This window comes from Kitasatospora sp. NPDC101157, assembly GCF_044768255.1.
GTDB lineage: Bacteria > Actinomycetota > Actinomycetes > Streptomycetales > Streptomycetaceae > Kitasatospora.
The window spans coordinates 1-26,452 of record NZ_JBIWPL010000015.1 but is presented as its reverse complement, the minus strand read 5'-3'; the positions used below and the strand labels follow the sequence as shown (position 1 = coordinate 26,452).

Here is a 26,452-nt window from a genome sequence, read left to right as displayed (position 1 = left end):
CATGAAGTCCATCGGCAAGGCCGGTCTGGCCATCGGTTCGGCGCTGCTGCTCGCGGCCTGCTCGGGCAGCTCGACCGGCGGTACGACGGCGGGCGGGGCCACGTCTGCGGGCGGCCCCGCGTCGAAGGCCACGCCGAGCGCGGTGCCGTTCGGTCCGGTGCTCAGCAAGAACATCGATCCGGTCAATGCCGCGCTCACCCAGATCTCAGGGGTCAAGAGCCTGGGCGAGTTCGACGGCGTGCTCAGCACCCTCAACACCGCCGCGCACGAGGCTTCCAAGGCTCTGAACGTGGCGGACGCCCCGGCTGCGGTCGCGGAGGACAGGCATGACCTGGCGAACGCGTTGAGCGTGCTCCACGAAGACGTTGCGAACGTCCGTGGCGCGATCAAGGCGAGGGACGTCTGCGCCCTGGGCTCGGCCGAGGCGAAACTCGGTGACTCGCAGGGGCTGGCGTCGGTCTCGACGCTCCTCACCAAACTGTCGGCGGCCGGCTACTCGACCACCTTCGCCGTCCCGCAGCTGCCCAAGCAGCAGTCCCGTTCGCTGGACAACGGCACGATGGTCAGCAAGGGCAAGCTGCGCGGCGAGGGCGTGTTCAAGGTGGACAACGGCGGCAAGACGGATGCGGTCGTCTCGCTCGTGCTGAACGGCAAGACGGTGCACTCGATGTTCGTGGCCAAGGGACAGAAGGCCGGCATCGAGGGCGTGGAGGACGGGACCTACGACGTCTACGTCTCCGAGGGTGCGGACTGGGACTCCGCGTCCAAGGCCTTCACGCAGAACTGCGCCTTCACCAAGTTCGAGGACAACTTCCCGTACGAGACCGGCAGCACGTCGACCTCCTGGGAGATCACCCTGCAGCCGGTGGCCGACGGCAACGCCAAGACCAACGACGTGGATCCGAACTCCTTCCCGCAGCTGTAGCGTTCACCACCGCTGCCCGTAACGGGCATACCAGGACGGGTTGTTGCCATTCGGTGGCACAACCCGGCCTGTGGAGTGGCGAGTTGTGCGTGAACTGTTGACCGCTTGAAGTGGCCATGGCACTTTCGTGCGGGCGCGGGCCTCGGCGACCAGCCGGGAGCCCCGCGATCCCCCACAAGGAGAGCCATGTTCAGAAGACTTGTCGCGGTGGCCGGTACGAGCGCCGTCGTCGCGGGCGGGCTGGCCTTCGCGGCCGTCCCCGCGCACGCCGTCCAGGCGGCCGACCTGACGTCCACCATCGCCCTGGACGACTGCTCGGCCTCGCTGGTCCGGTTCCCCGCCTCGGTGGCCGGCGACCGGGCCATGATGCTCACCAACGGGCACTGCCTGCCCACCATGCCCCCGTACGGCCAGGTCATCCAGAACGTCGGCGCCAGCCGCAGCGGCACCCTGCTGGACGGTGCCGGCAACAGCCTCGGCACCGTCCAGGCCGACAAGGTGATCTACGCGACGATGACCGGCACCGACGTCGCGCTCTACGAACTCACCGACACCTACTCCTCGATCAGCTCCAAGTACGGCGCCACCGCGCTGACCGTCAACGACGCCCACCCCACCGACGGCGCCTCGATGTACATCCCGTCCTCGTACTGGAAGCAGGTCTGGAACTGCTCCGTCAACGGGTTCGTGCCCACCCTGCGCGAGGACCAGTGGACCTGGCACGACTCGCTGCGCTACAGCTCCGGCTGCAACACCACGCACGGCACTTCCGGTTCGCCGATCATCGACTCCGCGAGCGGGCGGATCGTCGGCATCAACAACACCGGCAACGACGACGGCCAGATGTGCACCCTCAACAACCCCTGTGAGGTCGCCGCCGACGGCTCCACCACGGCCACCAAGGGCCAGAGCTACGGCGAGGAGACCTACTGGTTCACCACCTGCCTGAACTCCAGCCGCGCCATCGACCTCACCGTGCCCGGCTGCCTGCTCACCAAGCCGGCCGGCGCCGCCGTGTCGGTGGCCAGCCCCGGCGACCAGTCCAGCACGGTCGGCGGTTCGGTGAACCTCCAGATCAACGCCTCCGGCGGTACCGCCCCGCTGTCCTACAGCGCGACCGGCCTGCCCGCCGGGCTGTCGATCAACTCCTCGACCGGCCTGATCTCCGGCACCGTCTCCACCGCCGGCAGCTCCACCGTCACCGTCACCGTCACCGACGCGGCCGGCAAGTCGGCCACCACCAGCTTCGGTTGGACGGTGGCGGGCAGCGGCGGCGGTTCCTGCACCCCGGCGCAGCTGCTCGGCAACCCGGGCTTCGAGACGGGCTCGGCGGCGCCGTGGACGGCTTCCAGCGGCGTGGTCGACAACAGCTCCTCCGAAGCGGCCCACGGCGGCAGCTGGAAGGCCTATCTGGACGGCTACGGCAGCAGCCACACCGACACCCTGTCCCAGACGGTCACCGTCCCGGCGGGCTGCAAGGCGACGCTGAGCTTCTGGCTGCACATCGACACCGCCGAGACCGGCTCGACCGCGTACGACAAGCTGACCGTCTCGGTGAACGGCACCACGCTGAAGACCTACTCCAACGTGGACGCCGCCACCGGCTACCAGCAGCGCACCTTCGACCTCTCGGCCTACGCGGGCAAGAGCGTCACCCTGAAGTTCACCGGCACCGAGGACTCCTCGCTGCAGACCAGCTTCGTGATCGACGACACCTCGATCCAGACCAGCTGACGCCCGATCGGTAGAGGGCCCGGCGGCTTCGGCCGCCGGGCCCTGCTGTTCGCTCCGGCTTCGTCCAACTCCCGTACACCACAACGGTCGATGGTTAGGCTGCAGACTGCCGCCGAAGGGCCGGGGGCCCGTCGGCGCGATCTCCATGGACGCACGCTTTGAGGGCGGGGACGAGTGACTGACCTGGATTTCGAACGCAAGATGAACCCGTGGCTCTTCGACAAGTCGGGGAACCTGACGGAGGACGCGAAGAAGCAGTTCCCGGACCTCGCTGCCGCAGAGTCCGGCACGGCGGCCCCGGGGTGGGAGCCGCCGCCGGTGGCCACGGCGCCCCCCGGTGGGACGACGGTGAAGGTGAGCCCGGAGGCGCTGCGCAAGGCGGGGACCAACGCGGGCACCCTGCACGCCGACTTCGACAAGGCCACCAAGGACGTGTGGAAGGACCTCCGGAGCAGCCTTCAGGGCATGTCCAAGGACTGGGCGATCGTGGGGGCGGTCCAGGCCGCGCACGAGATGTGGGAGGCGCAGGCGCAGGCGACCAGCCAGGCGATCGCGGACATCTCCACCGGCCTGATCAGCAATGCCGACCAGTACGCGCGCGCCGATCAGGTGAACGCCCAGAACCTGAAGACGAACTGAGGCCGGCGACATGAGTATCTACTCCGACCTGCGCCAAGGGACTTTCAAGGGCATCGAGACCCTGGCCTCGGCCTTCGAGTCGTTGACGCGAAACTGGACGCTCTCCTCCGAGTTCACCGGCGACATCCTCACGCCGCTCCAGGCATCGAACTGGCGGGGCGACGCGGCCGAGCGGGCCGCCGCCGCCATCACCAAGACCCGCAACGAGCTCGACGCGGCCTTCGAGGAGGCCACCGCCATCGGCAAGGCCCTGCGGGACGCGCACACCGAACTCGCCGCCGCCCGGGCGGACCTGGACGCGGCGTTGAAGAGGGCCGCCGACCACTCCCTGACGGTGGACGCGGACGGCGTCAACATCAGTTGGCCCGCGCCGACGAGCGACGCCGACAAGCGTGACCCGACCTACACCACCACGTACAAGGAACTGGCCGAGTCGGTGGGCCAGGACATCGCGAAGGCCGTGGCCCGTGCGAAGGCGGCCGACACCGCGGCCGCCGCGGCGCTCGGCGGCGCCACCGGGAAGAGCAGGACCGCATTCCAGCCGTCGAGGGGCCCGGAGGAGCAGGGCGAGAGGGCGGCGGACCTCCTCAAGCTGGCCGGGAACCTCTCCGACGCCCAACTCGACGAGCTCAACAAGACCCTGAAGGCCAACGCCAACAATCCGCAGTTCACCACCGCCTTCTACGGGCGGCTCGGGCCGGACGGCTTCCTCAAGTACTACGGCCAGCTGGCCGCCGCCTCGGCGGACAAGGGCAACCGCTCGACCGCCATCGCCGACCTCCAGAAGAACCTGGGCGCGGCGCTGGCCGGCGCCACCGACAGTCACAACTTCCCGCACCTGTCCGATGAGTGGGCGGCCGGCCTGCGCCGTGCCGGAGCCACCCGGGTCGAGGTCTGGCCGGCCGGGGGTGCCCAGCCGTTCGGCTACCAGATCCTGTCGAACATCCTGCGCACCGGCACGTACGACAAGCGCTTCCTGAACCCGATTGCCGAGCACGTCACCCAGCTGAGCGAGAGGGACGCGTTCTGGGCCTCGGACGGCTGGAACGTCAGGGATTTCAACCACTTGAAGTTCCTGGGTGCCCCGGAGAACGGCTTCAACCCGATGGCGGGGGTGCTGGAGGCGCTCGGACACAGTCCGCAGGCCGCCCTGGCGTACTTCCAGGAGCCGGCCACGACCTACAACGTCGACGGGTCGGTCAAGCAGTACAACCAGAAGAACACCTACTTCGACCTGCTGACGAAGACGGGCGGTAACTCGCTGCTCCAGGACGTCTGGACAGGGCACACCGAGCTGTACGGCCATGCGGAGCAGGCCGGGGTGACCTCCCTGGGCCACGCCCTCGAAGCGGCCACCACCGGCCGCGCCTACGACTCGCAGGACCCGCTGGCGCCGCACACGGCGGACCAGGCGGAGTTGATGAAACGGGTGGTCGACCACTTCGGCAACGGGGACCTCCCCAAGTCGCTCCACTCCGGCGGAGAGTTCGCAGGAATCGCGCCCAGTCTCGGCCACATGGCGGCCGCGTACATGGGCGATGTCCAGGGTGCGCTCAGCCCGGACGACAAGGCACTGCCGCGCTACGGCGCTCCGGCGGACTTGAATCAGGCGAACACCGCGAAGCTCCTGGGCGCGCTGGGCCGCAACCCCGATGCCTTCGGCGCCATCGCGCAGGCCCAGCAGGCCTATACGACGGCGCACATCCAGGACGTGATCACGCATCGGGCCGACTACGGCGTCCACTACGACGCGGCCGTTCACAACGCGGCGCACGCGGGAGGGGAGGTGGCCGGCATCATCACGGCGGCCCGGACGCAGGAGATCGTGCACGATGCGAGGACTCAGGCGGACGCGTACAACCACGCTCTCGATGAGAACGCCGTATGGGCCAAGTCGGCATGGCTCATGACCGGTGGCGAGCTGGTGAAGGGAGTCCCGATCGTCGGCCCCGGCATTTCGGAGCCGGTGAAGCACTACATCGACGATCTGGCCCACAACTACCACATCGAGGCGAAGTTCGCGGACCCGGCAACGATCTCGCAGACGGACGGGATGAACGCGGCGGCGGCCGCCGCCAGGACCGCGGTGGTCAACGCCGCTCAGGGGACAGGGCTGAGCGACACGGAGATCGAGGCCATGGCCGCGGACACCGCGAACCAGGTGCGCTACGCCGGCAACGCTGGTTCGACGCTTTTCACGACGGCCATCAATGACTGAGCGCAGGCGGCTCCGGCGGCGGTGGCTCGTCGCCGGGGTCGCGGCGGTGGTCCTCCTTGCCGGGGCGGGGTTCGGATGGTGGTGGCGGTCGGTCCACACGCCGGCCGAACTGCCCGCCAGCGCCTGCTGGTCGGTGCTCACCAGGGACGACCTCAAGCCACTGGCGGAGCACGTGCAGGGGACCTTCGTCGAGAGTCGGCCGCATGATGCTGATGAGCACCTCCAACCGCACCACGGCGACATCGACTGCGTGCTCCGCAGAAGGTCCGGGGAGAGCCCGGGGAAGAGCCTTCTATGGGTCCAGGTGGATGCGCAGCCTGATTTCGTGTGGAAGGACGAGTACGGCCCGGATGCGAGGAGTAGCGGTCCGGGAGTCAACCGACTGGATTTCGGTCCGGATGTCCAGGGCTGGGTCGGGCCGAAGTTCGTCCAGTTGGCGTTCAGGTGCGACAACCCGGAGAACGCCGCCAGGCGCTTTCCCTACGCGACGGTCGGGGTCAGGCCCGGCGAGGTCACCGATGCGACATCGGAGAAGGTCCACCGGGCGGTCCTGGACATCGCGTTGAAGACCGCCAAGGCCGTCGTGGCGGACTTCCCCTGCTCGAACCCGCTGCACCTGCCGGACAGCGTGCCGCAGTCGGCGACGAACTTCCCGCCGCCGGGGCCCTGACCGGATAGGGCTCACCATATGCTCATCGGATGAGCGAGCCGATAGACCTGGTGATATTCGACTGCGACGGCGTCCTGGTGGACAGCGAGGTGATCGCCGTCCGCGTCCTGGTGCAGCTGGGGGAGGAGTTCGGCTGGCCGCTGACCGAGGCGGAGGCGATCGAGCGGTTCGTCGGCCGGTCCGAGGCGGCCAACCACGCGATGGTCGCCGAGCGCCTCGGCGAGGAGGCCGCCACCCTGTTCGACAAGCGGTTCCGCGAACTGCACGCCGAGGCCGTGGACGCCGGGCTGACGCCGGTGCCCGGCCTGCCGGAGGCGCTGGACGCGCTGGAGGCGCTCGGGCTGCCCACCTGTGTGGCGTCCAGCGGCACCCACGAGAAGATGCGGCACACCCTGGGCCGGACCGGACTGTACGGCCGCTTCGAGGGCCGGATCTTCAGTGCCACCGAGGTCGGGCGCGGCAAGCCCGCGCCCGACCTCTTCCTGCACGCCGCCCGCAGCATGGGCGTCGACCCGGCCCGCTGCCTGGTGGTCGAGGACAGCGGGCCCGGCGTGCAGGCCGCCCGCGCTGCCGGGATGCGCGCCCTCGGTTACGCGGGCGGCGTGACGGCGGCGGAGCGGCTGGCCGGGCCGGGCACGGTTGTCTTCGACGACATGCACGGGCTGCCCGGCCTGATCGCCGCCTACCAGGGGTAGTTGCCGCCCTCCGGGTGGAAGAACCGGCCGCTCGGCCCCGCCAGCGCCTCGCCGAGCTGGCGGGCGATCCGGCGGCCGCCCTCCTCGACGCTGGAGGGGCCGGAGTGGTGGTTGAGGTCGGTCGCGCAGTGGCCCGGCTCCAGCGAGCTGACCTTGATGCCGGCGTGCCGCAGACTGCGGGAGTAGACCAGGGTGACGGCGTTGAGCGCGGCCTTGGAGGTGTTGTAGCCGAGCAGCATGGTGTGCTCCCCTGCCGGGTGGTCGAGGTCGGTGAGGACGGCGGAGCTGCCGAGGCCGCTGGAGACGTTGCCGATCAGGCCGGCCCGGGACCTGCGCAGCAGCGGCAGCATGGCGTTGGTGACGGCGACGACGCCGAACACGTTGGTCTCGTAGGTCTCGCGCAGGGCCTCGACGGTCAGCTGGTCCGGGGTGGTGCCGAAGTCCCGGGTGATGCCCGCGTTGTTGACCAGGGTGTCCAGCCGGCCGTACTCGGCGGCGATCAGTTCGGCCGCGGCGGCGATGGTTGCCGGGTCGGTCACGTCCAGGCGGACGAAGCGGGCGTCCAGGCCCTGCTCGGCCAGCCCGGCGGCGGCCGCGGTGCCGCGCCCGGGGTCGCGGGCGCCGATCAGCACGGTGTGTCCGGCGCGGGCGAGTTCGCCGGCGGTGGCCAGGCCGATGCCCTTGTTGGCGCCGGTGATCAGGACGATGCGGTGGTTGTCGTGGTTGCCGTGGTCGTCGTTCATGTGCACCACCCTGGCCGGGCCGTACGGAGCGCGGGAGAGCACTGCCGAGGGTGGTACCGGCGGTCCCATGGTCGGCGGGCGGCGGCCGGGCCAGACTTGGGGTGTGGAACACGTGGACCGGGCGGAGCTGGCCGCCTTCCTGCGGCGCTGGCGGGCCCGCATCCAGCCCGCCGACGTCGGCCTGCCCGCCGGGGGCCGGCGCCGTACCCCGGGCCTGCGCCGCCAGGAGGTCGCGCAGCTCGCCGGGATGTCGGTGGAGTACTACATCCGGCTCGAACAGGGCCGCGGCCCGCGCCCGTCCCGGCAGATGATCGGGGCGATCAGCCGGGCCCTGCGGCTGTCCGAGGACGAGACCGCCCACCTGCACCACCTGGTCGGCGAGCCGCCGCTGCCCCCGAGCGCCATGCCCCGCGACGTAAGGCCCGGCATCCTGCACCTGCTCGACCGGCTGGACGACACCCCGGCCATGGTCTGCAGCGCCGCCCGCGACGTCCTCGCCTGGAACGCCGTGGCGGCCGCCCTGCTCGGCGACTTCTCCGCCCTGCCGCCCGGCGAGCGCAACCTGATCTGGCGCTTCTTCACCGATCCGGACGCCCGCGCCCTCCACGACCCCGCCGGGCAGGCCGACTTCGCCCGCCGCGCGGTCGCCGACCTTCGCTCCGCCGCCGCCCGCTACCCCGCGGACAGCGACCTGCGCCGCCTGGTCGACCGGCTGCTCGCGGGCAGCGCCGAGTTCCGCGACCTGTGGGCCCGGCAGGACGTCGAAGTGCGCCGCTCGACCACCAAGCGCATCGTGCACCCGGTGGTCGGCCCGCTCGACCTCGACTGCGAGGCCCTGCACGACCCGCACCGGGACCAGTGGACGATCTTCTACACGGCGGCGCCCGGCACCCCCTCGCACTCCGCCCTGCGGCTGCTCAAGGTGGTGGGGAGTCAGGACCTCGCGGTGCGGGACTGAGCCGCCGACCGCAGGGCGGGGACGGCCAGTTCGAGGAACTCGCGTACCGGCCCGGGGCGGTCACCGTCCTCCGGGACGGCCAGGCAGGTTTCGACGGGCGGGAAGTCGGTGACCGGGAGGTAGACCAGGTCCGGGCGGGAGTAGGAGCCCGTGATGCTCACCGGGACGAGGGCGACGCCCTGTCCGGCGGCGATGAGCTCGAACTTCTCGTCCAGGGTGTAGGTCCGCCGGGCCCGGGTGTCGAGGACCGGCTCGCCGTCGAGGTCGGCCGTGGTGAGGCTGCGGCGGCCCGCCAGCGGATGGGTCACGGGCAGGCACGCGACCTTGGTCTCCCGGCCGATCGGGACGGTGCGCAGGCCGGTGTCGTCGAAGGGGCGCCGCAGGTGGCCGACGTGGGCGCGGCCGTCGCGCAGCGGTGCGTCCTGCTCCCACCAGCGCAGTGGCAGCACGTCGACCGTGACGTGGGGGTGGCGGGCCGTGAAGGCCCGGATCGCCTCCGAGACGTGCAGGCCCGGGGAGAAGGCGACCACCAGCCGCTGCTCGCCCCGCGCGGCCTCGCGTACCCGCTCCACCGCGGTGTCCACGGTCGCGGTGATCCGCCGCGCCTCCTCGTACAACTGCCGCCCGGCGTCCGTCAGTTCGACGCTGCGCGTGGTACGGGTGAACAGGGCGCAGCCCAACTCCTGTTCGAACGCCCGGATCTGCCGGCTGAGCACCGGCTGGGCGATGAACAACGCCTCCGCCGCCCGGCCGAACCGGCCGTGTTCGGCCACCGCGACGAAGTAGCGGAGCTTGCGCAGGTCCAGATCCATGCCCGCACGGTATCAATGCGCGGGGAAGGGTATTGGACGCCCCGGTCCGGCCGCTTCGAGACTGGCCGCATGAACGACACCACGCGCAGTACCGCCCGTCGCACCGCCCTGGTCGTCGGCGCCTCCCGGACCCTCGGCCTCGGGCTCGCCGCCGAGCTGCTCCGCCGCGACTGGGACGTCATCGGCACCGTCCGCGGCACCCGGCGCACTGGCCTGCACGACCTGGCGGACGCCTCCGGCGGGCGGCTGACCGTCGAGACCCTGGAGATGACCGACCCGCGGCAGATCGCCGCCCTCCGTGACCGGCTGGCCTCCCGCGCCCCGCTCGACCTGCTCTTCGTCAACGCCGCGATCACCCGAGGCGACCTGCCGATCGGCGAGGTCCCGACGGACATGTTCACCGAGGTCATGGTGACCAACGCGCTCAGCCCGATGCGCGTCGTGGACGTCATCGGCCCGCTGGTCGCGCCGGACGGGACCATCGGCGTCATGTCCTCCGACCAGGGCAGCATCAGCCGGAACACGTACGGCGGCCAGGACCTGTACCGGGCCAGCAAGTCCGCGCTGAACCAGCTGATGCGCTGCCACGCGGCCCGCGAGGCGGACGGCGCGCGGACGCTGCTGCTGATGGACCCGGGCTGGGTGCGCACCGGACTCGGCGGGCCCGAGGCCGAACTGAGCGTGGAGGAGAGCGTTCCCGGGGTGGCGGAGACGATCGAGCGGCACCGGGGCAAGGGCGGGCTGCACTTCGTGGACCACCTGGGGCAGATCGTGCCCTGGTAATTCGTTTGCGGGGCGCGATCGGTGCTGGCAGGGTCGGGCGCCATGCCCCCTGCCCAGAAGATGCACCCGGACGAACTGGACATCGACGAAGCCCTCGTCCGCCGGATGGTGGCCGCCCGGTTCCCGCAGTGGGCGGGCCTGCCGCTTGAGCGGGTGGACTCCGCCGGGACCAGCAACGCCATGTACCGGCTGGGAACGGACCTGGTGGTGCGGATCCCGCGCACCCCGGGGGCGGCCGAGGACATCGCCGAGGAGTACACCTGGTTGCGTCGCCTGGCGCCCGAACTGCCGCTCGCCGTACCGGCGCCGGTGGAGCTCGGCGAACCGGTGGACGGGTGCCCGTGGCCGTGGTCGGTGCTGCGCTGGCTGGAGGGGGCCAATCCGGTCGCCGGGCGTGTGCCCCAACCCGGTCAGCTGGCATCGGACCTGGCGGCATTCGTGACCGCGATGCACCGGGTCGACCCGGTCGGCGGTCCGGCGTCCTACCGCAGCGAGGTGCTCGCGGAGCGGGACGCGGCGGTCCGGCGGGCGGTCGGGGTGGTGGCCGATGTGGTGGACGCGGACACGGTAACCATGGTGTGGGAGACCGCACTTGCGGCGCCGGAGCACCCCGGCCCGCCGGTCTGGATCCACGCCGACCTCCAGCCCGGTAACGTGCTGGTCGACGGGCGCGGCCGGTTGAGCGCCGTCATCGACTTCGGCTGCGCGGGCCTCGGCGACCCGGCCGTGGACCTGCTCCCCGCCTGGTACGTGCTCCCCGCGCCCGTCCGCGATGCCTTCCGGACGGCCGTCGGCGCCGACGACGCGCAGTGGGCGCGGGGGAGGGGCTGGGCGCTGTCCGTGGCGCTGATGGAGCTGAGCTACTACCGCGGGACCAACCCCCGGATGGCCCGCACCGCCCGCTACGTGATCGGCGAGCTGCTCGCCGACCAAGCACCGGGCTCAACCCGGCCTGGTAGCTGACTATTTGAGCAGCCTGAAGCCCGGCTGGGCAGCCCACGCACGCAGGAACGCCGCCGTGCCGAAAACGGTCGGCAAGGGATCTTCCGTCATCGCGAGCACGCCTGGAAGGCCGGCCACGACTTCCACCTGGTCATCCCGTAGCTCAGCACTGGCGACACCGCCCACCACGTCCATGACGGCAGCTGTCAGCAGGGCTGTTGTGAGGTGATCGATCTGTCCGTTGCACCCGGCGATGACATCCACCGCGCAGGTCGGACCGAAGCCGATGAGAGGTTCCAGATCGGGTCCGTCCGCGTGCTCGGCCTCGAAGATCTCCTCGTCCCCGATGCCCGGCCCCATGACGTAGACGAGGAACGGCCGGCGCTCGTCGACTTCACCGGACTCCTTGATACCGAGTCGGTGGGCGAGCACGTTGATGTCGTAGCCGCCGGTGTGCCTCTCCTCGAACCGCGCTGACGATTCCACCAGGAAGCTCCGGAGCCGCTCGACAACTGCGGCCGGAACCGTTTCGGCCAACTCGATCACCAAGGCTGGACCACCCATGGCGGGAGTTTAGCCAGCCGGCCGGCATCCCTTCAGCTCATTATCCGCCGAAGGGATGCCGGCTCCCCGCCCGGTTTCTGCCGACGATCCGACGAATCTCCGGCGCAGGACGCTAGTGGTGGAAAAGCACTTCCGGATTGTTCGGCGAGGGGCCGTCCAGCAGCGGACTGCGGATTTCCTTCAGCGTCTGGTCGAAGAACGCTGTCACGTACTCGCGGGTGATCGCCACCCCGCGTTCCGGGGAGAGGGGCCGCGCAGGGAACCCGGCCTCCTCCTGAAGCACCTCCAGGTCGGAGAAGCTGAAGTGGTCCGCGCCGGCGACCGTCAGCCACTTCTTGTAGCCGCCGAGGGCGGCCCAGGGGTGCTCCCAATCGGTGTTGGCGGCCGTACCCAGCATGAGGAACGGCCGGTCGATCTGGCCGGGCCTCGGGTCCGGGTGGAAGGAGCCGTCCAGGTTCACTCCGGCCCGTACTCGCGGGTCGGCGATCATCGTGGCGGCGGCCGCCGCTCCGCCGAGGGAGTGTCCGGCCATGCCGATCTGGTGCTGGTCGATGAGGTGTGCCAGGCGCCACCCGGTATTGCCGTGCGTCAACTGGTCGATCACGAAGGACACGTCCAGCGCGCGGCTGGCGGCGACGGAGTCGAAGTCGAGCGCCGGGTCGTCGCAGATCGCGCACGGCGGCGTCTGGCCGTTCGCCAGCGTCTCGCCGCTGTCCTCGTGGGTGTGGCCGACGAGCGCGACGACGTAGCCGTGACTGGCCAGGTCGGTCGCGAGGGAGGTGAGTGTCATGCGCGGGTCCTCGTACGCGGGCGAGAGGACCACCAGCGGATGCTTGCCGTGCTGCGGCCGCGCGCCGTTGAAGGCGTGAGTGGTGACGCCGGCAAGGTTCTGCGGGGTCACGCCGGAGCTCGCCGGCGTCTTCGCGCGCTGGAGGACTCCGGCCGCCTCGGCGAGGGTCATGTAAGGGGCCGGAGTCCCGGTCCCGGGGACGGCCGGGTAGACCATCGTGACGGTCAGTTGGCGGGGGCCGGATGACGGCACCCACGGGTCGGGACGGCTCTCGTCGGTGAGGTGGATGACGTCCTCGCCGGCGGCGTAGGGGCCGGTCGGCGCGGGGAGCGTGCCGTGGAAGGACCGCGCGGGCGCGGTGGCGGTGGCCGTGGCCGTGGCCGGTGCGGTGTCGAACGCGTGCGTGGCCACCGGTGGGGCCGACGGTGTGGTCGTGGCGGCGAGCCCGGTGCCGGTTCCGGTGACGAGGGCGGCGAGCGCCAGCGCCGCGACGGCGCTGATTCGGCTAGTGCGTTTCATGGGGTCGACGCTAGATTCCGTGGCTCCGTGTCGAATCGGCCCACCGATGTAAACAAGCTGGTGTCGCTCGTAGCCCCCGCGAGGTACCGGAGTAATCCGCCGGGAGTATGTCGTGCGGCGCCGGGTTCCCTTCCCCGCGAACGCCGAGCGCCGCCTTCGTCTTGCCTACGCGGAACTGCACGGGGCAGAGCCGACCCCGTCGACAGGGCCGGCGGGCAGGCGCCACTCCCAGGGGAAGAGGTCCGCGGCCCAGTCGGGGTCGGAGGAGGCGGCGGGGGCGCGCAGGAAGGTGCGGTGGCGAAGGAGTTCGCGGCGTTCGGCGGGGGTGAGGAGGCGCTCGTCGGGGCCGAGGTTGTGGGGGGCGTCCGGGTGGAGGTCGGGACGGCCGTCGATCGGGGCGTCCTCGGCGACGTTGAGCAGGTCGCCGTCAGGGGTGCGGTAGTCGAGGCGGAAGTCGGTGCGCCACTGGGAGTTGCTGCCCCAGCCCTGGGAGAGGTCGCGGGTGGGGCGGTGGGCGCGGCGGTGGGTCCAGTAGAGCGGCCAGCGGTCGGCGACTCCGCGTTCGGCGTGGTCGGCGCCGGCCCGGACCCTAACGCCGGCACGGCTGAACAGGAGCTCGCCGAGCATCAGGCCGGGCCACCGGGCATCGAGGATCTCGATGGGGGAGTGGGGGTGGTCGGCCTGTTCGACCTCGGTGATCTCGTGCAGGAACGGGTCGAAGGGGGAGGTGGTGTCGATGTCGAAGGGGGTCATGCCGAGGGCGGTGAAGAGCCGGAGATAGAGCGGGAGTTGGGGATCGAGGAGGAGGTGGTCGCTGACGCGGCTGAGGGCGTAGAGCTCTTCGAGAAGGTCTCCGTCGTTGGCCCACCAGTGGTCGTGAGGGAAGGCGGCCGTCTGGAGACGGGCCCGGTAGTCGCCGGTGGCGGCCTGGGCGAGCCAGGGGGCGATGACGTCCTCGTAGGGGCCTTCGGTGTCGAGTAGCGCCTCGTACAGCGCGCGAGCGTTCACCCTGGAGATCCTGGCAGGTTTTGCCAAACGGTCGACCAATTTGATGGTCGGCCCGGATAGCGTCCCTGGTCATGAGCTTGGTGGACGTGAGGGACTGTGCGGATCAACTGCCCGAAGCCTGGCGCTCGGTGGTGCTGGGGCAGGTCGGTACGGCGGCGGTGAAGGTGCTGCGGATGGACGGCCGGGAGCTGGAGCAGGAGGTGCACGGGACGGCCGAGGTGCTGTTCGTCGCCGACGGTGTCCTGGAACTGGAGCTGGAGGGGGAGGCCCTGACGGTCGGCGCTGGTGAACTGTGCCAGGTGCCGGCGGGCGCCCGGCACGCGGTGCGGCCGGGCAGCCGGGGGACGCTGCTGATCGTGGAGGTCCCCGAGGAGGGGTGATGGGTGGCGGCGGGGGGGGGGGCCCCCCCCGGGGGGGGGCGCCCCGCGGGGGTAGAACAAATACCCCCAGGCCCAAAAAAACACACACCCCCCCGGGTGGGGGACGGGCGGGGCGCGCCCGCGGGGGGCGGGTGTTGAGGGTGTTGGCCCCCGGGGGGGGGTGTTGGGGGGGGGCGGCGCCCCGCCCGTACGGGGGCGCGCCGCCGCGAGATGGTACTCAGACGAGCCCGAAGTCGAATTCCCCAGCAGCGACGGCGTTGATGAAGGCCTCGTGCGCCGCGAGATCGAAGGCCAGGGCGGGGCCGGAAGGATCCTTGCTGTCTCGGACCGCGACAGTTTCAGGAAGGGGCGCGAACTCAACGCAGTTGTCGTTACCCCCGCTGTAACTCGACTTCCGGAAGGCGAGCCCGGTGGCAGAAGCGTCAGGGTAGTAGTAGGTCACTTAACTTTGTCTCTCTGTGCGGTGATGAAATCGAGCGATGAGTCGACTGACAAGGCCTCAGCCGTGATCTCCTGAAACTTCGCCCGGTAGATCTCCACGTCGGTTGGGTCCTCAACCCACAGGCTACTGATCAGGCCTTCTGCGAGGACGACGTCCAGATCCGCACGTTGGGGAAACCCCAGCAGGGCGAAGGCACCTGCCATGCCGGGGTGGACTGCTGCGCCTGCTGGCATAACTTGAATGTTGACGTTGGACAGGCGGCTCAATGAGATCAGTTTGTCCAGCTGCGCAGACATGACGTCGGGACGGTTGGCGTTCGCGCAGAGAGCCGCCTCATGGATGATGGCCCAGACCTGGACGGGGTTCGGCCGAGTCAGGATTGATTGCCTTGCCATCCGAACCTGAACCATGTCTTCAACCGTGCCGCTGGACTCGGTCCGAAGTCGGTCGATGACGATGCGGGCGTACTCGGGAGTTTGAAACAGCCCAGGGATGAACGCCGGCTCGTAGGTCCTCAGCGTCGAAGCATCCGATTCCAACAGGATCAGATCTGTAGCGGTCGCATGGAGGACGTCGCGGTAGCTCAGCCACCAACCCCGCTTGCTGCCTTCCTTGGTGATGGCGATCAAACCGGCCCGAAAGTCCTCGTCGTCGCATCCGTAGTAGTCGAGGAGCTTGTTGACGTCCTCGATCTTGGCTGCGGTGTGAGCTGTCTCGATCCGGGTGAGCTTGGGCTGGCTCATCCCTGTGGCTTCCGCGACCACCTCTGCGGTGAGCTTCCGTTCCTCACGAAGCTTCCGCAGCATGCCGCCGAGTCTCCGTCGGCGCACGGTCGAGACCGCCATGTTGTCCCCTCCTGAGCTGTCAGTTGACCAGTCTGCCTGTGTGATGGGCGCCAGCGCTACCAACAACTGGTAGTCCTGACCGCCGAATTCAGGTTCGATTTGCATATATGCGACCTCATGCGAAGGAGTTGCGTCTTGCCTCGCATAAGCCCCATGCTGAGCGTAGCGACTCGCATGCGCTGTGTATGCGGGAGCCCATGACCCGCCGCTGCCCAAGGCGTTCCTGCCTGTATGCGGCGATGAGTGATCCATTTCGCCCCCACGGAGGTTCCTTCGTGTTCTCCCTCTCCCTCCCCCCTGACTGGTCGGCCCCGCGCGAGGAGTTGCGCGAGGCCACCTCGCGCGCCGGGTGGAAGCCCGACCTGGTCGCCGACGCCGAGGTCGCGCTCCTCGAACTCTTCGTCAACGCCTGGCGCCACGGCGGCAGTGCGGCGCCCTTGGTGGTGGTCCTCATCATCGGCAGCGTCCTGCGCGTCTCCGTCAGCGACCAGAACCCGCTGTTCCCCACCCAGCGTGACGACCCCGACCCCTACGCCGTCTCCGGCCGCGGCCTGCACCTCGTCCGCTCGCTCACCCACCGCTTCGGCACGGAACCCCGCAAGACCGGCAAGTCCGTCTGGTTCGAGCTGGACGCCGCCGCGTGAGCGCCTCCGCCTCCGCCGCCGCCGATGACCGCGGCAGCCGCCCGATCGAGCCGGACGACCCGCTGATGCGCACCTACAGCGAGATCGAAGTCGCCTACCTGCTCGCCGAACTCGCCGAGCGCGGCCGCCGGTTCGGCCTCCTCTGGCCCTCCGTCGGCACCGACAGCGTCGTGGACGGCCGCGTCCTCGTCCGTTTCGGCAACGCCCCGGCCAGCACCGTGCTCAATCTCCTCACCTTCCTCCGCTCCCACGACCACGACAAGACCGAGGACGACACCCCGTGCGACTCCTGATCGGCCTCGCCCTCCTCGCCCTCCTGATCCTCGCCATCGCCGTCGTCGGCCTCGGCGCGATCGCCGTCCTGCGGATGCCCCACCGCCCGGACGACGCCACCGCGACCACCCCCGCCCCCGCCCGCCACCGCCAGCCGGTGGCCTGACATCTCCCCCCAATCCGAGCCGCCCGGCCGGATCCACCGGGCGGCTACTGAGGGGCCGGACTGTCCGACGCCGAGCGTGCGAAGGTGCGGCGGTAGGCGGTGGGGGTGGTGTCCAGTGCGCGCCGGAAGTGCAGCCGCAGGTTGCCTGCCGTGCCCAGGCCGCAGTCCCGCGCCACCTGATCCACCGAGAGCTCCGTGGTTTCCAGCATTTCCCGCGCCCTGCCGAGCCGGGCGTTGAGCAGCCACTGCAACGGGGTCGTGCCCGTCTCCTCGGTGAACCGGCGCATGAAGGTGCGCTGCGAGAGGCCCGCGTGCCGGGCGAGGACGCGTAGTGTGAGCGGCTCGCCGAGCCGTTGCAGGGCCCATCCCCGGGTACCGGAGAGCGACGCCTCACCGGCCACCGCGACGGGAGCCGGCACGAACTGGGCCTGCCCGCCGTCCCGGTGCGGTGCGGCGACCAGACCGCGGGCGAGCTGGTTGGCCACCTCCGCGCCCAGGTCGCGGCGCACGATGTGCAGGCACAGGTCGATGCCGCAGCACACCCCGGCCGAGGTGAGCACGTCGCCCTCGTCGACGTAGAGCACGTCCCGGTCGACGGTGACGGCCGGGAAGCCCCGCTCGAACTCGTCGATGTGCTTCCAGTGGGTCGTGGCGTGCAGCCCGTCCAGTACGCCCGCCGCGCCGAGCGCGAAGGCGCCCGTGCAGATCGACACCACACGCTTGCCCCGGTCGCGGGCTTCGGCCAGTGCGTCGAGCACGGCGTCCGGCAGGGGGAGAAGCGGCTCGAATCCCGGCACGACCACGGTGTCGGCGGCGCGCACCTGCTCCAGACCCCCGTCGGCAACCAGGGCGAAGCCCGCGCTGGTGGCCACCTTCGCGTCCAACGCGCACAGGGTCATCTCGTAGGGCGTCTCCGGCCGGGCGGTGAAGATCTGCGCCGGGATCGCCAGGTCGAGCGGGGTAACCCCGTCCAGCGCCAGAACCGCGACTCGATGCACTGCCATGGCAAGATTCTAACGAAGTATGGAAATTTTGCCTCTCACCAGGCCAGAGGGGTTGCGGTCAGGCTGAAGACATGACCGGACCTACCCACGAGGCGACCGCCGACCTGATCACGCTGCCCGGCACCCCGCTTGCCGACGCCGTCGTGAACCTCATCCGGCCGGTGGAAACGCCGTCCGTCTTCAACCACAGCATCCGCAGCTACCTGTTCGCCCGGATGGTGGCCGACCGGCTCGGCCTGGCCGCCGGCCGCGACTACCAGGACGACCTGCTGTTCGCCGCGTGCGCGATGCACGACCTCGGCCTGGCGTCGGACGGCCCGCACAGCCAGCGGTTCGAGGTCGAGGGCGCCGACCGGGCCGTCTCGTTCCTGACCGACCGCGGAGTGTCCTCGGCCGACGCCGACCAGGTCTGGCAGGCCATCGCCCTGCACACCTCCCCGGGCATCGCGGAACGCCGCGGCACGCTGTGCGTGCTCGTCCGCGAGGGCGTCACCCTCGACTTCGGCGGCCGAGTGGGCGCCAACCACGTCGACGCCGTCACCGACGAGCAGGCCGACGCCGTGCACACCGCCTATCCACGGCTGGACATGATCCGCTCACTCACCGACGCGATCGTCGCGCAGGCCGCGAAGGACCCGAAGAACGCACCCCGGTACACGACCCCCGGCGAACTCCTCCGCGAACGCGAGACCTTCGGCCGGACCCGGCTGGAGCACTTCTACCGCTCGTCCCGCTGGGGCAACTGACTCCACGGCGCGTACGACCCCGTCAACAAGGAGAGGAAAGGACCGCAATGACCGTTCACACCGTCGAGGTCCCCGAGGACAACGCAGTCTTCGGACGAACCACCAGCGCCTTCGCGAGCTTCGGCTATTCCGCCGCGGTCCGCGCGCACGGCCTCCTGTTCATCGCCGGAACGATCGGCCGCCGCGCCGACGGAACCATCCCGGACACCATCGAGGAGCAGACCGAGACCGCCCTCCGGAAGATCGAGGAGATCCTTCGGCTGGAGAACCTAGACACGTCCGCCCTCGTCGACGTCACCAGCTATCACGTCGACATCCGCCGGCACCTGCCCGGCTTCATCGAGGCGAAGAAGCGCCTGGTCCGAGCCCCCTACCCGACCTGGACGATCATCGGGGTCAGCGGCCTCGCCAGCCCGGGACTCCTCGTCGAGATCCGAGCGACCGCCGCGTACCCCGACGCATCCCGGTAGACCACCGCTCCTCTGCCCGGTCCTGGCCCGGGACCGGCCCGTGGTCCGCATGGCCGGGCACGGCAGCGACCAGGCTCCGTCCTCCTATAGTGAGCGCCATGTCCGCTTCGCACCCCCGTCCCACTTCGGCCTTCCACGTGCCCAACACCGATCCCTCGGTCACCGACCGGCTGGTCGCCGCGCTGGACGTCCAGGCCGCCAACGCCGGTGTGCGGCGGCTGCGGGAGTGGGCGCACTCGCACCTGGGCGCGCGCCCCGGCGAGCGGGTGCTGGACGTCGGGTCCGGTACCGGTTCGGAGACCCTGGTGCTCGCGGCGGCGGTCGCCCCGGACGGCGCGGCGACCGGCATCGAACCGCACCCCGGTCTGCGGGCCGTCGCCGAGCAGCGCGCCGCCGGGGCCGGCCACCCCGGCCGCCCGGTCCGGTTCCTGGACGGTGACGCGCTGGCGCTGCCACTGCCCGACGGCGAGTCGGACGTGGTGTGGTGCGAGCGCGTCCTCCAGCACCTGACCGACCCGGCGCGGGCCGTCGCCGAGATGGCCAGGGTGCTGCGCCCGGGCGGCCGGGTCGCGCTGCTCGACACCGACTGGGCCACCTGCGTGCTCCACCCGGCCGCCCCGGAGGTGCGGCCCGCGCTGGCCACCGCCGCCCAGGCCACCGCCGCCACCCCGGACGCGGGGCGCCGCCTCACGGGCTGGCTGACGGCCGCGGGCCTGACCGTCGACCACGTCGGCGCCGACGTGCTGCTGCACGATCCGCGCACCGTCAGTTGGCCGATCGTCCGCGGACTCGCCACGGCGGCGCGGGCACGCGGCCTGATCACCGAGGAGCAGGGCGACCGGCTCCACGCGGACCTGGCGGCCGCCGCCGAGCAGGGGGCGTTCCACCTGTCGGTCACGATCTTCGCCGCCGTCGCGCACCGGCCCGGCTGACCGACCGCTTCAGCCCAACGAGCGGGCCCACTCCGCAAGTCGGGCGAAGTCGCCCGCGGTCAGCCCGACCTTCGGGTCGACGTGGTGGAGCAGCGCCGGGCCGCCGTGACGCGCCCGCACCCAGGCGCGGTCCGCGTCCGTGATGCGGTCGTCGACCCAGGCGAAGGGGCGGCCCTGCACCCAGGCGACGATCTCCGGGGTCTTCCAGAACACCCCGCCCTCAGGCTCGGGGCGCGGCTGGGACCAGGTGATGAACGGCAGTTCGGGCAGCCCGAGGACCGGCGCGATGAAGGCGTTGGCCTCCTCCTCCCAGGTCGTCGCCCACACCAGGTCGAAGGGCAGCGCGGTGAGCGCGAGCCCGTGCCCCGGGTTGAGCCAGACCCGTAGCGGCTTCGGCGACTTGTGGTGCGTTCCCCACCAGGCGAGCCGACGGCGCTCGGCGGCCTCCCAACGCGGCGTCATCAGCCGGTGGGTGCCGTACCCCTCGGGCCGCCGGTGGGGCTTCACCGCATCGGGGTTCAGCGGCCCGTCCACGTCCAGCAGCAGTATCGGCCGCACCACGGCCCACCTCCCTCGATCGTCCCCGCAGGTTGGCGACGGGGCGGGGCTTCCCGGTGCAGGGCGGACAGCTGAGCCCCGCCGTTCAGTCCGAGTTGAACCACACCAGCACGGCGGGGCCGTCCGGCGTGACCACCGGCACCCAAGCCTCATCGACCTCGCGGATCCGGCTCTCATCGAGCCGCAGCGGGTGCGGTTCGTCCGTGATTCCGTCGCATGCCCAGTAGCGGACGGCTCCGACGATCTCGCGGAGCCTGTCCCGCTCGTCATCCGGCCACGTGTAGTTCCAGGTGCCGGCGCCGCGGTGGTCCTTCTCGAACAACTCGCGCAACGCATCCAGCGCATCAGGTCCGAACAGTGGCACGAGGAAGCCCTCAACCTGCCCCTGCCGACACGCGGTGCCGCCGTACTGGTGCTGGTAGAAGACAGCCGTCCTCGCTTCGACCAGCGCATACATCCAGCCACCGGCACTGATGCCGTCGGGATCGAGGGACACGAAGCGTCGAGAGCTCATGACGGCAGTCTCCTGAGCCGCTGTCACGAGCTCAACAGCATTTCCCAGGAGGCCCGACCGGCCGAGTTCCTGCGGTCCGGAGGCCGGTTGTCACAGGTGCGGGGCAGGATGTGCTCCAGCGACGGGGGGTTGGTGCCCGGGGCGTGCGCCCTGTTCGCGAGGTATCCACGAAAACGCTGGTGCACGAAGCTGATCGGCCCTAAGGTAGCGGCCCGTCACCCCCTGATCCGAACCTGGAGCCCTTTACCCATGCCATCGCCCGCCGTCTTCCGCTCACCGAGGGCGGCCGCCACCGCCGCCACCGTCCTGCTCTCCATGAGCGGTGCGGTGGCACTCTTCCGCCTCGCGGTCGACATCCACCTGTACGGCCTGGTCGGTGACCTCATGACCGGTGCCGCCGACGTCGATGGCACCACGCTCACCGACGCGGACAACCTCAACGACACCGCCCTCTCGGTGAACCTCCTGGCCCTGATCGCCACGGCGGCCGCGTTCCTCACCTGGTTCTACCGAGTGCGGGTGAACGCCGAGGTGCTGTACCCGCACGGGCACCGGTTCCGGCGCGGCTGGGCGATCGGCGGCTGGTTCACGCCCCTGGTGATGCTCTGGTTCCCCCGGCAGATAGCCGGTGACATCTGGCAGGCCGGCGTCCGACCCGACGAAACCGGAGTGCGGCCGCCGCTCTCGCAGACGCTGCTCAACCTGTGGTGGGGCACCTTCGTCGTGGGCAACGCGCTCAACCGGATGGGCGGCAAGTTCACCGACGCCGCGCGCTACCCGGACGACTACCAGCAGGGCGTCGTCTGGCTGATCGCCTCCGACGTGCTCGAAGTGGCCGCCGCGGTCTTCGCCGTCCTGGTGGTGCGGAAGCTGACGGCCATGCAGGAGGAGCGCTTCGCCGAGTCCGCCGCCCGGGCCTACGGGGTCCACGTCTCGGCCGTCGAGAGCTGACCCACTCTGCTGGTGGGACGTTGCGCGCGGGAAGTCGGCCGGTCCGACTTCCCGCGCGACCCGGCGGCCGGGGCGAGGATCTGATGAGAAGCGGGGCGTGGGAAGCGTGTTGAAGCGTGTCTCCGGCGTGCATTGGGCCGACCTTCGCGATGCGACGGGGGCTTCGGCAGGCGGCATTCCCCGACTGCTCTCCCGGATCGCGTACGGGGGTGAGGACACGGCCCGCGCTGCCGTCGAAGAACTGGGCGATGCCGTCTGTGTGCTGGGGTTCGTCGTGGGCGAGGCAACCGTCGCCGTGGTCCCCTTCCTCGTCGAGCTGACCGGGACCCCGCGCACGGCGTGCAAGGCGGAGTTGGCTGACCTGCTGGGGAACATCTGCCAGGCCGACCAGTGGCATTCCGCCGCAGCGGCCGCCAGCGGTGACAAGCGCGGCGTGAGCTATCGGCTTCAACGCGGCTGGGAGGCGGCCGCGAGGACGGCGGTCCACGCGGGCCGGTCCGTCATCGAAGGCATGGCGTCCTCGCTACGGCCGGAGGAGGCCGCGGCTGCAGAGAGGTTGTTGCAGGTGATGGATCACGTCGTGCCGCTCCCGGACCTTTGACCGGCCCTTGCGGACGGGACGGCCCTGAGACGCCGCCTTCGCTGCCCTGGTGGTGGGCAAGGTGACGTCCGTGGCTGCCCCCGCCCCGCTGGTGGGACGCGCGCAGGAAGTCGGCCGGTCCGACCTCGTCCAGGTCCTGCGCACGGTACGGGGGGACAACCCCGTGGGGCCCACGGCGACGGCCGAACGGCCGGCGGCCGGACAAGCCGAGCAGGCCGGTCACACCGGTCAGGCAGGCAGGCAGGCAGGTCAGGCCGGTCAGGCCGACGGGGGCACCCCGCCGCCGTAAGAGGCCCACGGACCCATGGTGCTGCGGTGGTTGGTGGGTCTACGTTGGCGCGGTGAGTGCTTCGACTGGCGCCGTACGAAGACGGCGCGTGTTCTTCTCCGTCGGCTGGGCGGTCCTCCTGGCGGCGGTCGTGGTGCCGCCGTTGGTGGTCGGGCCGGCGTTCGCGCGCTCGGGGGCGCTGATCGCGTCCGGGCTGGTGGCGGCGCTCGGGCCCGCCGTCCTGCTGGAGGCCGCGACGGCGCGGCGCAGGAGCGTGCGGGTGGCCGGCGGGCTGGTGCGGGCGCGCACCTGGTCGGGCGAGCGGGAGGTGGACCTGCGGGACCTCGCCATCGTCCGCGCGTGGGAGGGGATTTCGAGGGACGGCACGCACACCTTCGTCTCGCTGGCGGACCGCTCCGGCGGCTGGGTGGTCCTGTTCGCCGACCACGGGCGCCGCCAGCTGATCGCCGACGCGGTGCGCAGGCACGGCGCGGGCTACGTTTCCCCGTGGGCTCTGGGCCTGCTGGGCCTCAAGCCCACCCGGTGGTACTCGGCGGGTGGTCGCGTGCTCGGTCTGCTCTTCGTTTTCATCGGCCTGCTCCCCGCCGGAATGCTGCTGGCCGCGGCTGTCGCCCAGCGCTGAACGGCCGCGCTCAGCGGCGGCCGTGCAACGTGGCGCGGGATCCGCGGGAAGTGTCGCTCCTCGTCGGGTAGTTCAGTCCTCAGCTAGCGCGGCCGTCACGGCGGCCTCGGCGTGGAGGCGGGCGGTGGGGAACACCGGGACGGGGCTGTCCTCCGGCCCGACCAGCAGCTCGATCTCGGTGCAGCCCAGGACGATGCCCTCGGCACCCGCCGCGACCAGCTGCTCGACGACCCGCCGGTAGGCCGCCCGCGACTCCTCCCGGACCGTCCCGACGCACAGCTCCTCGTAGATCACCCGGTGCACCAGGGCACGGGAGCCGGCGTCGGGGATCAGGACGTCCAGGCCGCCGGAGGCCAACCTGCCCCGGTAGAAGTCCTGTTCCATGGTGAACGCCGTGCCCAGCAGCCCGACCCGCCGCAGGCCCGCCGCCCGTACCGCGTCCGCCGTGGCGTCGGCCAGGTGCAGCAGCGGGACGGTCACCGCAGCCGCGACCTGGTCGGCGACCTTGTGCATGGTGTTGGTGCAGATCAGCAGCAGCTCCGCGCCCGCCGCCTCCAGCGAGCGGGCCGCGTCCGCGAGGACGGCACCGGCCTCCTCCCACTGCCCGGCCGCCTGGAGCCGCTCGATGTCGGCGAAGTCGACCGAGTGGAGCACGAGCCGGGCCGAGTGCAGGCCGCCGAGGCGGTCGCGGGTGAGTTCGTTCAGGGTGCGGTAGTACTCGGCGGTGGATTCCCAGCTCATGCCGCCGATCAGCCCGAGGGTCTTCATGCGGCCATTTATAAGCGGGAAGTGAAAAGCAAAGCAAGTGTATAAGAGTTACTTTGGCCGGCTCCCGTCACCTGCCCTCAGTTCCCCCGGGCCACCCGGTGCTGCCATTCCCGGGTGAACACCACCGACCCCGCCTCCAGCGCCCGCAGCTGCACCACGCTGATGAAGTGCCCGGCGTCGCAGCGCAGTTGGGTGCGCGTCTGGACGGTCACGTCCCAGCCGAGGTCGGGCCGCTCCAGCCGTACCGTGCGGTCCGTACGGGCCTGGGCGCTGAGCGGGGCGCCGCTGAGGATGCGGTAGGCGGTGACGGTGTGCTCGTCGCACACCAGGCCGTCGGGGTAGGTGCGGGTGCCGTCGGTGGCGGGGGAGAGTTCGGTGCGCCATTCGTGGCGGCCGATGTCGTGCACGGTGAGGTGCTCGGGCCGGGCGGTGAGCGGTTCGGTGACGTGGACGGCGAGCGGCTCGGGCAGCGAGGGCACCTCGAAGGTGACGGGCGCGGCGCCGACGTCGGCCGCCAGGTGGCGGACCGGCAGGCTGAGGGTGGAGTGGGACGGATCGAGGGCGTACCCGGTGTCGTCGGCGGGCGGCCACACCCAGGGCCAGTAGACGGAGGAGAACGCGAGCCGCAGCCGGTGCCCGGCCGGGACGGTCGCGGCGCAGGCGGCGAGTTCGACCTCGGCGTCCGGGCCGGCGGCGGTCAGCACGCCGCGGGTGAGCAGGGTGGAGGTGCCGTCGGGGCCGACCGCGCACAGTCGCGCCACCACCTGGACGGGCCCGCTGTCGGAGCGCAGCCGCACTCGCGTGACGGGGATGCCCAGCAGTTCGACGGGCTCGGGCAGCGGCTGGGAGTCGAAGCAGACCGAGCGCCCGTCCTCCTCGCGCTGGTCCGGCGGCAGGTCGGCGGGGCGGCCGTGCGAGACGTACGCGCCGGCGTTGAGGCCGGTGTGCTGGGGGGAGCGGACGTGGACGTAGCGGTCGTCGGAGGCGGTGCCGGCGGTGCGCAGCTGGCCGTCGAGGTCCCAGTGGATCTCCCGGACGTCCGGGGAGGGCCAGGCCTCGTCGCCGGTCCAGCGGGTGCTGATCCAGCTGCGCAGGGCCGGTTCCTTGGCGGCGCCGGTGTCGACGCCGCGCAGCCAGTGGTCCCACCAGCGCAGCGTCTCGGGCAGGGCGGCCTCGGGCAGGCCGTGCGGCCAGGGGCCGATCAGGGCGCGGGCGGTGGGGGACTCGGCGAGCAGCCGCAGCACGAAGGAGCAGGACGGGTCGCCCCAGCCGGCCACCGCGAGGACGGGGACGGACACCGGCACGGTGGTGTCCCCGGCGGCGAGCCAGGTGTCGACGGGGGGTTCCAGCGATTCGAGCCGGGCCAGCCAGCCGGGCCGCCAGGCGTCGCCGAGCCGGCGCGGGTCCGGGGGCAGGGCGGCGTCGGCGACCAGCGCGGTGAGCCGGGTGTGCAGGTCGGCGGCGAGGACGGCGCCGCCGAGACGGTGGCCGCCCTGGGGACAGGCGGTGACCGCGGCGCCCACGGTGTTTGGCGCCCGGGCGGCGAGCCGCAGCGCGGTGGTCCCGGCGGCGCCGGCCCCGAGCAGGCCGAGGCGCCCGCTGCACCAGGGGCGGCGGGAGATCCAGTCGATGACGGCGGTGCCGTCGGCGAGCTCCTGTTCGTCGCCGGGCTCCCCGGGCAGGCCGCCGGAGTCGCCGTGGCCGCGGGTGTCGACCCGGACGGCGGCGTAGCCGTGGCCGGCGTACCAGGGGTGGCGGCGGGCGTCCTCGGCGGCGGTGCGGTCGCTCAGGCGGTCGGCCGAGTACTCCAGCAGGGCGGGGACGGTCTCGTCGGCGACCGGGCGCCACACCCGGGCGGCGAGCTCCGTGCCGTCGGGCAGCGGGATGCGGACGTCCTCGCGGGTGGTGTGGAACGGGTACGACGGCATGGCCGCTCCCATCGGGTACCGGGCCGGTGAGCGCCGAGCGGCCCGGGGCGCGGACGGGGACCGCGCCGCGGGCGTCGGCATTCCGACCCTAGGTGAGGGGCCTGGGCGGCGCATGACGATCTTCGGCGGGGGTTCGAGCCACCCGGAAACCGGACCGTAATTGCGCATGACTTGCAACTGCTCGCCCGAGGGGGGAAAGATGGCCCAGCTCCGCCCGGATCACCCGAAAGACATCTCACGTGCCTAACAAGTCAAGCTGCGACGGCCAGATCAGCTGATGAGGAGGTGAAGGCGTGCTGCTCGTCGAAGAGTTGCCTGG

30 protein-coding genes and 2 pseudogenes are annotated in these 26,452 nt (G+C 71.2%); 20 read left to right on the top strand and 12 right to left on the bottom strand.

Annotated elements, in window-relative coordinates; all coding sequences use genetic code 11:
• Position 1: 1 nt before the first annotated feature.
• The 7 genes and pseudogenes from ACIRVF_RS26325 (at position 2) to ACIRVF_RS26295 (ending at position 6,881) form a co-directional block, all read left to right on the top strand.
• Entirely contained in the window at positions 2-925 is a 924-nt protein-coding gene (locus ACIRVF_RS26325) for a hypothetical protein (protein ID WP_402822539.1), read from the top strand.
• 186 nt (positions 926-1,111) lie between these two features.
• Positions 1,112-1,729 (top strand): annotated as a pseudogene (locus ACIRVF_RS26320) (trypsin-like peptidase domain-containing protein); the annotation flags it as partial.
• A 216-nt stretch (positions 1,730-1,945) separates the two neighbouring features.
• Positions 1,946-2,659 (top strand): annotated as a pseudogene (locus tag ACIRVF_RS26315) (putative Ig domain-containing protein); the annotation flags it as partial.
• A gap of 174 nt (positions 2,660-2,833) precedes the next feature.
• Positions 2,834-3,298: a WXG100 family type VII secretion target gene (locus ACIRVF_RS26310; RefSeq protein ID WP_402822536.1), complete on the top strand. Its 465-nt coding sequence runs from the start codon at positions 2,834-2,836 to the stop codon at positions 3,296-3,298.
• 10 nt (positions 3,299-3,308) lie between these two features.
• On the top strand, positions 3,309-5,516 hold the full coding sequence (locus ACIRVF_RS26305; protein WP_402822533.1) for a hypothetical protein: 2,208 nt from the start codon (positions 3,309-3,311) through the stop codon (positions 5,514-5,516).
• A complete protein-coding gene (locus ACIRVF_RS26300) occupies positions 5,509-6,186 on the top strand; it encodes a hypothetical protein (protein WP_402822531.1) in 678 nt (225 codons plus the stop codon). Before ACIRVF_RS26305 ends, ACIRVF_RS26300 begins: the two co-directional genes overlap by 8 nt.
• 29 nt (positions 6,187-6,215) lie before the next feature.
• The gene (locus tag ACIRVF_RS26295; protein WP_402822529.1) at positions 6,216-6,881 is read left to right on the top strand and encodes an HAD family hydrolase; all 666 of its coding nucleotides are present in this window, start codon (positions 6,216-6,218) and stop codon (positions 6,879-6,881) included.
• On the opposite strand, the gene ACIRVF_RS26290 is transcribed toward ACIRVF_RS26295, so the two are convergent.
• Complete coding sequence (locus tag ACIRVF_RS26290) at positions 6,869-7,624, bottom strand: SDR family NAD(P)-dependent oxidoreductase (RefSeq protein WP_402822527.1); 756 nt, start codon at positions 7,622-7,624, stop codon at positions 6,869-6,871. The genes ACIRVF_RS26295 and ACIRVF_RS26290 overlap by 13 nt on opposite strands.
• A 103-nt stretch (positions 7,625-7,727) precedes the next feature.
• Between ACIRVF_RS26290 and ACIRVF_RS26285 the strand changes: the two genes are divergently transcribed.
• Positions 7,728-8,582 (top strand): helix-turn-helix transcriptional regulator, encoded by an 855-nt coding sequence (locus ACIRVF_RS26285; RefSeq protein WP_402822525.1) that lies wholly within the window; start codon positions 7,728-7,730, stop codon positions 8,580-8,582.
• On the opposite strand, the gene ACIRVF_RS26280 is transcribed toward ACIRVF_RS26285, so the two are convergent.
• Entirely contained in the window at positions 8,558-9,394 is an 837-nt protein-coding gene (locus ACIRVF_RS26280; RefSeq protein ID WP_402822522.1) for a LysR family transcriptional regulator, read from the bottom strand. The genes ACIRVF_RS26285 and ACIRVF_RS26280 overlap by 25 nt on opposite strands.
• 69 nt (positions 9,395-9,463) lie before the next feature.
• Here ACIRVF_RS26280 and ACIRVF_RS26275 point away from each other — a divergent pair, with 69 nt between their 5' ends.
• Both ACIRVF_RS26275 and ACIRVF_RS26270 read left to right on the top strand, forming a co-directional pair.
• On the top strand, positions 9,464-10,177 hold the full coding sequence (locus tag ACIRVF_RS26275; protein WP_402822519.1) for an SDR family NAD(P)-dependent oxidoreductase: 714 nt from the start codon (positions 9,464-9,466) through the stop codon (positions 10,175-10,177).
• Between the two features lie 42 nt (positions 10,178-10,219).
• Positions 10,220-11,140: an aminoglycoside phosphotransferase family protein gene (locus ACIRVF_RS26270; protein ID WP_402822516.1), complete on the top strand. Its 921-nt coding sequence runs from the start codon at positions 10,220-10,222 to the stop codon at positions 11,138-11,140.
• Here ACIRVF_RS26270 and ACIRVF_RS26265 read toward each other — a convergent pair whose 3' ends face one another.
• From ACIRVF_RS26265 to ACIRVF_RS26255, 3 genes are all read right to left on the bottom strand, one after another.
• Positions 11,141-11,683, bottom strand: coding sequence for a DUF6368 family protein (locus ACIRVF_RS26265; RefSeq protein WP_402822513.1), 543 nt, complete (start codon positions 11,681-11,683; stop codon positions 11,141-11,143).
• 112 nt (positions 11,684-11,795) lie between these two features.
• Positions 11,796-12,992, bottom strand: coding sequence for an alpha/beta hydrolase family protein (locus ACIRVF_RS26260; RefSeq protein WP_402822510.1), 1,197 nt, complete (start codon positions 12,990-12,992; stop codon positions 11,796-11,798).
• A 165-nt stretch (positions 12,993-13,157) separates the two neighbouring features.
• Positions 13,158-14,000: a hypothetical protein gene (locus ACIRVF_RS26255; RefSeq protein WP_402822507.1), complete on the bottom strand. Its 843-nt coding sequence runs from the start codon at positions 13,998-14,000 to the stop codon at positions 13,158-13,160.
• 71 nt (positions 14,001-14,071) lie between these two features.
• On the opposite strand from ACIRVF_RS26255, the gene ACIRVF_RS26250 reads away from it, so the two are divergent.
• Positions 14,072-14,380, top strand: a complete 309-nt coding sequence (locus ACIRVF_RS26250) for a cupin domain-containing protein (protein WP_402822504.1) — start codon at positions 14,072-14,074, stop codon at positions 14,378-14,380.
• A 217-nt stretch (positions 14,381-14,597) separates the two neighbouring features.
• On the opposite strand, the gene ACIRVF_RS26245 is transcribed toward ACIRVF_RS26250, so the two are convergent.
• Positions 14,598-14,822 (bottom strand): DUF397 domain-containing protein, encoded by a 225-nt coding sequence (locus ACIRVF_RS26245; RefSeq protein ID WP_402822501.1) that lies wholly within the window; start codon positions 14,820-14,822, stop codon positions 14,598-14,600.
• Positions 14,819-15,772 carry a helix-turn-helix transcriptional regulator gene (locus ACIRVF_RS26240; protein ID WP_402822498.1) on the bottom strand — a complete coding sequence of 318 codons (954 nt, stop codon included), beginning with the start codon at positions 15,770-15,772 and terminating at the stop codon, positions 14,819-14,821. The genes ACIRVF_RS26245 and ACIRVF_RS26240 overlap by 4 nt, the downstream gene beginning before the upstream one ends.
• A 170-nt stretch (positions 15,773-15,942) precedes the next feature.
• Here ACIRVF_RS26240 and ACIRVF_RS26235 point away from each other — a divergent pair, with 170 nt between their 5' ends.
• From ACIRVF_RS26235 to ACIRVF_RS26225, 3 genes are read left to right on the top strand one after another with little or no spacing between them, the layout of a single operon-like run.
• Complete coding sequence (locus tag ACIRVF_RS26235; RefSeq protein ID WP_402822495.1) at positions 15,943-16,311, top strand: ATP-binding protein; 369 nt, start codon at positions 15,943-15,945, stop codon at positions 16,309-16,311.
• A complete protein-coding gene (locus tag ACIRVF_RS26230) occupies positions 16,308-16,604 on the top strand; it encodes a hypothetical protein (protein ID WP_402822492.1) in 297 nt (98 codons plus the stop codon). Before ACIRVF_RS26235 ends, ACIRVF_RS26230 begins: the two co-directional genes overlap by 4 nt.
• Positions 16,592-16,750 (top strand): hypothetical protein, encoded by a 159-nt coding sequence (locus ACIRVF_RS26225; RefSeq protein ID WP_402822489.1) that lies wholly within the window; start codon positions 16,592-16,594, stop codon positions 16,748-16,750. The genes ACIRVF_RS26230 and ACIRVF_RS26225 overlap by 13 nt, the downstream gene beginning before the upstream one ends.
• A gap of 44 nt (positions 16,751-16,794) precedes the next feature.
• Here the strand turns inward: ACIRVF_RS26225 and ACIRVF_RS26220 are convergent, their stop codons facing one another.
• Positions 16,795-17,754 carry a GlxA family transcriptional regulator gene (locus tag ACIRVF_RS26220; protein WP_402822486.1) on the bottom strand — a complete coding sequence of 320 codons (960 nt, stop codon included), beginning with the start codon at positions 17,752-17,754 and terminating at the stop codon, positions 16,795-16,797.
• A 71-nt stretch (positions 17,755-17,825) separates the two neighbouring features.
• Between ACIRVF_RS26220 and ACIRVF_RS26215 the strand changes: the two genes are divergently transcribed.
• The 3 genes from ACIRVF_RS26215 to ACIRVF_RS26205 all read left to right on the top strand — a co-directional run bounded on the left by ACIRVF_RS26215 (position 17,826) and on the right by ACIRVF_RS26205 (position 19,902).
• The gene (locus ACIRVF_RS26215; RefSeq protein WP_402822483.1) at positions 17,826-18,500 is read left to right on the top strand and encodes an HD domain-containing protein; all 675 of its coding nucleotides are present in this window, start codon (positions 17,826-17,828) and stop codon (positions 18,498-18,500) included.
• 47 nt (positions 18,501-18,547) lie between these two features.
• The gene (locus ACIRVF_RS26210) at positions 18,548-18,970 is read left to right on the top strand and encodes a RidA family protein (RefSeq protein WP_402822480.1); all 423 of its coding nucleotides are present in this window, start codon (positions 18,548-18,550) and stop codon (positions 18,968-18,970) included.
• A gap of 98 nt (positions 18,971-19,068) precedes the next feature.
• Positions 19,069-19,902, top strand: coding sequence for a methyltransferase domain-containing protein (locus ACIRVF_RS26205; protein WP_402822477.1), 834 nt, complete (start codon positions 19,069-19,071; stop codon positions 19,900-19,902).
• Between the two features lie 9 nt (positions 19,903-19,911).
• Here ACIRVF_RS26205 and ACIRVF_RS26200 read toward each other — a convergent pair whose 3' ends face one another.
• The gene (locus ACIRVF_RS26200) at positions 19,912-20,463 is read right to left on the bottom strand and encodes an HAD domain-containing protein (protein ID WP_402822475.1); all 552 of its coding nucleotides are present in this window, start codon (positions 20,461-20,463) and stop codon (positions 19,912-19,914) included.
• Positions 20,464-20,545: 82 nt separating this feature from the next.
• Positions 20,546-20,974 carry a DUF6210 family protein gene (locus ACIRVF_RS26195; RefSeq protein WP_402822472.1) on the bottom strand — a complete coding sequence of 143 codons (429 nt, stop codon included), beginning with the start codon at positions 20,972-20,974 and terminating at the stop codon, positions 20,546-20,548.
• Between the two features lie 249 nt (positions 20,975-21,223).
• Between ACIRVF_RS26195 and ACIRVF_RS26190 the strand changes: the two genes are divergently transcribed.
• From ACIRVF_RS26190 to ACIRVF_RS26180, 3 genes are all read left to right on the top strand, one after another.
• Positions 21,224-21,925 carry a DUF4328 domain-containing protein gene (locus ACIRVF_RS26190; protein ID WP_402822469.1) on the top strand — a complete coding sequence of 234 codons (702 nt, stop codon included), beginning with the start codon at positions 21,224-21,226 and terminating at the stop codon, positions 21,923-21,925.
• 97 nt (positions 21,926-22,022) lie between these two features.
• Positions 22,023-22,526 (top strand): hypothetical protein, encoded by a 504-nt coding sequence (locus ACIRVF_RS26185; RefSeq protein ID WP_402822467.1) that lies wholly within the window; start codon positions 22,023-22,025, stop codon positions 22,524-22,526.
• 341 nt (positions 22,527-22,867) lie between these two features.
• Positions 22,868-23,437, top strand: coding sequence for a hypothetical protein (locus tag ACIRVF_RS26180; RefSeq protein ID WP_402822465.1), 570 nt, complete (start codon positions 22,868-22,870; stop codon positions 23,435-23,437).
• Positions 23,438-23,509: 72 nt separating this feature from the next.
• On the opposite strand, the gene ACIRVF_RS26175 is transcribed toward ACIRVF_RS26180, so the two are convergent.
• The gene (locus ACIRVF_RS26175; protein WP_402822463.1) at positions 23,510-24,205 is read right to left on the bottom strand and encodes an aspartate/glutamate racemase family protein; all 696 of its coding nucleotides are present in this window, start codon (positions 24,203-24,205) and stop codon (positions 23,510-23,512) included.
• A 77-nt stretch (positions 24,206-24,282) separates the two neighbouring features.
• Positions 24,283-26,133: a CocE/NonD family hydrolase gene (locus ACIRVF_RS26170; protein ID WP_402822460.1), complete on the bottom strand. Its 1,851-nt coding sequence runs from the start codon at positions 26,131-26,133 to the stop codon at positions 24,283-24,285.
• Positions 26,134-26,452: the final 319 nt, after the last annotated feature.